Consider the following 3231-nt stretch of genomic DNA (forward strand, 5'->3'; position numbering starts at 1 on the left):
TGGCCCGCACCGCTCCCACGGCCACGGACCCGCACACCCCCACAGACCCGGAGGGGGACAAATGTGCGAATGACTAACCGGTTCGGGTGAGTCGAGGTTGGGCGCCGAGTCTCTTGGGCAGCCCAAAGTCACAGCGGGTCAGGCCCTCCGCAGGACATGCGGAGGACGCCGGTCCGCTCGTGCGCGGCCGGAGGGGAGCGGCGGACGAGCGGACCGGCGCCGCTGTGGTTCCGCCCGCTGTCGTTCCGGCCACTGTCGTTCCGCCCGCCGTCGATCCGGCCGCTATCGTTCCGGCATGGTCTTCGCCCGACGCGCCCTGCCGGAGGACGCACCTGAGGTCCTCCGCCTGCGACAGGTCATGATCGACGCGGTCCGGCCCGGCCCTCCGCCCGGTGTTCGGGCCGGGACGCCCGAGTGGCACGCCGAGGCGCTGGAGCCGCTGCGGCGACGGCTGGCCGACAAGGACGGCGACTTCGCCGCGTTCGTCGTCGACCACCCGGACCGCCCCGGCGCCCTTGCCTCGCTCGCCGCCGGACAGATCGAGTACCGGATCGGCGGGGCCGACAACCCGCACGGTCTCAACGGTTACGTGTTCAGCGTCGCCACCGACCCCGCGGCCCGCCGCCGGGGCTACTCGCGGGCCTGCATGGAGGCGGTGATCTCCTGGTTCCGCGAGCAGGGCTGCGGGCGGGTCGACCTCAACGCCTCGGCCGAGGGCGAGCCGTTGTACGCCTCGCTCGGCTTCGTCCGCAAGCCCGACCCCTCGATGCGGCTGCCCCTCCGATCCGCCTAGGCTCTTCGGCATGAACAGCTTGGCGATGATCGAGTCCTGGCCCGTTCCCACCGCCGCGGCGGGCGTCGTGCGGGCCGACGGCACGGTGGCCGGCGTCCACGGCCCCGTCGACCACCGGTTCCCGCTCGCCTCGGTCACCAAGCCGCTGGCCGCGTACGCGGTGCTGGTGGCGTACGAGGAGGGCGCCGTCGAGCTGGACGAGCCGGCCGGCCCCGACGGCGCCACCGTCCGCCACCTCCTGGCCCACACCTCCGGTCTCGCCTTCGACGAGCCGAAGGCGGTGGCCGCACCCGGCGAGCGGCGGGTCTACTCCAACGCGGGCTTCGAGGAGCTGGGCCGCCACCTGGAGAAGGCCACGGAGATGCCGTTCGCCGAGTACGCCCGCCAGGCCGTCCTCGAGCCGCTGGGCATGACGTCCACGACCCTGGACGGCTCCCCCGCCAAGGACGGCGTCTCCACCGTGACCGACCTCCTCCGCTTCGCCGCCGAGCTCCAGGCGCCGCGGCTGCTGGACCCGCGGACGGTGCTGGAGGCGATGACCGTGCAGTTCCCCGGCACCAAGGGGGTCCTGCCGGGGTACGGCCACCAGAACCCCAACGACTGGGGCCTCGGATTCGAGATCCGCGACGGCAAGTCCCCGCACTGGACCGGTTCCGCGTCCTCCCCCTTCACCTTCGGCCACTTCGGCCAGTCGGGCACGTTCCTGTGGACCGACCCGCACGCGGGGCTCGCCTGCGTCGCCCTCACCGACCGCGCCTTCGGGCAGTGGGCGATCGACGCGTGGCCGTCGTTCACCGACGCGGTCCTGGCGGAGGCGGCGCACCGCTGAGAACGCGGCCCCGCCCCCGGCGGGCACCCGGCCCCAGGGCCGTCAGGCCGTCAGGCCGTCAGGCCGTCAGGCCGTCAGGCCGTGAACTCCCAGGCCAGGAACTCCGCATCGGCCGCCGCCTCCGCCGTGAGGTTCCGCCCCCCGGTGACCCGGAGCGCGTCACCGGGGGCCAAGGTCTCACCGCCCACGCGGAGTTCGCCCGAGGCGAGGTGGAGGTAGCGGGAACCCGCGTCCGGGAGGGACACGCCGTCGCCGGCGGCCAGGCGGTAGGTGCGCAACACCCCGCCCGCCTCCGGGACTTCGTACGCCCCGGCCCCGAGCTCGCGCACCAGCGTGTACGCGGGCCCGTCCGCCGCCGCCCGCGGCGTGAGCCACATCTGGAGGAACCGGCACGGCACCGGACCGTCGTTGCGCTCCACGTGGCGGACGCCCGACGCGGCGCTGAGGTGCTGGAGGTCACCGGGACGCACGGTCCGCTCCCGCCCGCCGGAGTCGCGGTGGGTGAGGGCTCCCTCCAGCACCCAGGTGACGATCTCCACGTGCCGGTGCGGGTGCTCGTCGAACCCCGCCCCCGGCTCCAGCCGCTCCTCGTTGCACGCGATCAGCGGGCCGAAGCCGAGGTTGTCCGGGTCGTAGTGCGGGCCGAAGGAGAAGGAGTGGCGGGTGGTGATCCCCGCACCGGGCTCCCCGCCCGCGTACCGGTCGGCCGCTCGCCGTACGTCGATGGTCACGTGATCACGCTACCGGCGCGCCCCCGGAGACCCGCCGCGCCCGGGACGACGCCCGGGTGTGACGGTCCGCACACGGACCGCGTCCGACCCGGCGCGGCGCAAGCCGTCCGGCATGGGGCACCCTTGTGGGCGTGCCCGCACCAGATCCTTCCGAAGCCGTCCCGTCCGCACACGACCCGTCCGACGTCCACGCCCACACCTACTCGGCCACGCTGAAGCGGCTGGAGCGGTCCTCCGGCAGCCTCGCCGCGCAGGCGATCGCGCGGATGGACGAGACGCTGCCCTGGTACCGGGCGATGCCGCCGGAGAACCGGTCGTGGATCGGCCTGGTGGCGCAGGCGGGTATCGCCGCGTTCACGGAGTGGTTCCGCCGCCCGCAGACCCCCACCCAGGCGATCTCCACCGACGTCTTCGGCACGGCGCCGCGTGAGCTGACCCGCGCGATCACGCTGCGGCAGACCGTGGAGATGGTGCGCACCACCATCGAGGTGATGGAGTCCGCGATCGACGAGGTCGCCGCACCCGGCGACGAGTCGGTCCTGCGCGAGGCGCTGCTGGTCTACGCCCGGGAGATCGCCTTCGCCACCGCGCAGGTGTACGCCCAGGCCGCCGAGGCACGCGGCGCCTGGGACGCCCGGCTGGAGTCGCTGGTGGTCAACGCGGTGCTCTCCGGCGAGGCCGACGAGGGCGCCGTCAGCCGGGCCGCGGCGCTGGGCTGGAACGCGCCGGAGCACGTCTGCGTGGTGCTGGGCACCGCCCCCGACGGGGACAGCGAGCTCACCGTGGAGGCGATCCGCCGCGCCGCGCGCCACGCGAAGCTCCAGGTGCTGACCGGCGTGCTGGGCCACCGCCTGGTGGTGATCGCCGGCGGCAGCGAC

At 74.4% G+C, this 3231-nt stretch carries 3 protein-coding genes and 1 pseudogene; 3 read left to right on the forward strand and 1 reads right to left on the reverse strand.

What is annotated here, in order from left to right; genetic code table 11:
- The first annotated feature begins 295 nt into the window (after positions 1-295).
- Together HW445_RS23860 and HW445_RS23865 are read left to right on the forward strand one after the other, a co-directional pair.
- Positions 296-793, forward strand: a complete 498-nt coding sequence (locus tag HW445_RS23860; RefSeq protein ID WP_180223006.1) for a GNAT family N-acetyltransferase — start codon at positions 296-298, stop codon at positions 791-793.
- Positions 794-803: 10 nt separating this feature from the next.
- Positions 804-1622 carry a serine hydrolase gene (locus HW445_RS23865; protein WP_180223007.1) on the forward strand — a complete coding sequence of 273 codons (819 nt, stop codon included), beginning with the start codon at positions 804-806 and terminating at the stop codon, positions 1620-1622.
- 74 nt (positions 1623-1696) lie between these two features.
- Here HW445_RS23865 and HW445_RS23870 read toward each other — a convergent pair whose 3' ends face one another.
- Positions 1697-2347: a pirin family protein gene (locus tag HW445_RS23870; RefSeq protein WP_180223008.1), complete on the reverse strand. Its 651-nt coding sequence runs from the start codon at positions 2345-2347 to the stop codon at positions 1697-1699.
- Positions 2348-2484: 137 nt separating this feature from the next.
- Here HW445_RS23870 and HW445_RS23875 point away from each other — a divergent pair.
- Positions 2485-3231 (forward strand): annotated as a pseudogene (locus tag HW445_RS23875) (PucR family transcriptional regulator); the annotation flags it as partial.

This window comes from Streptomyces sp. UH6 (assembly GCF_013421635.1).
Classification (GTDB): Bacteria; Actinomycetota; Actinomycetes; order Streptomycetales; family Streptomycetaceae; genus Streptomyces; species Streptomyces abyssomicinicus.

Bases quoted from the DNA above. Each gene is read 5' to 3' on its own strand.
- HW445_RS23865 (WP_180223007.1), top strand. From the start codon at position 804: ATGAACAGCTTGGCGATGATCGAGTCCTGGCCCGTTCCCACCGCCGCG.
- HW445_RS23860 (WP_180223006.1), top strand. From the start codon at position 296: ATGGTCTTCGCCCGACGCGCCCTGCCGGAGGACGCACCTGAGGTCCTC.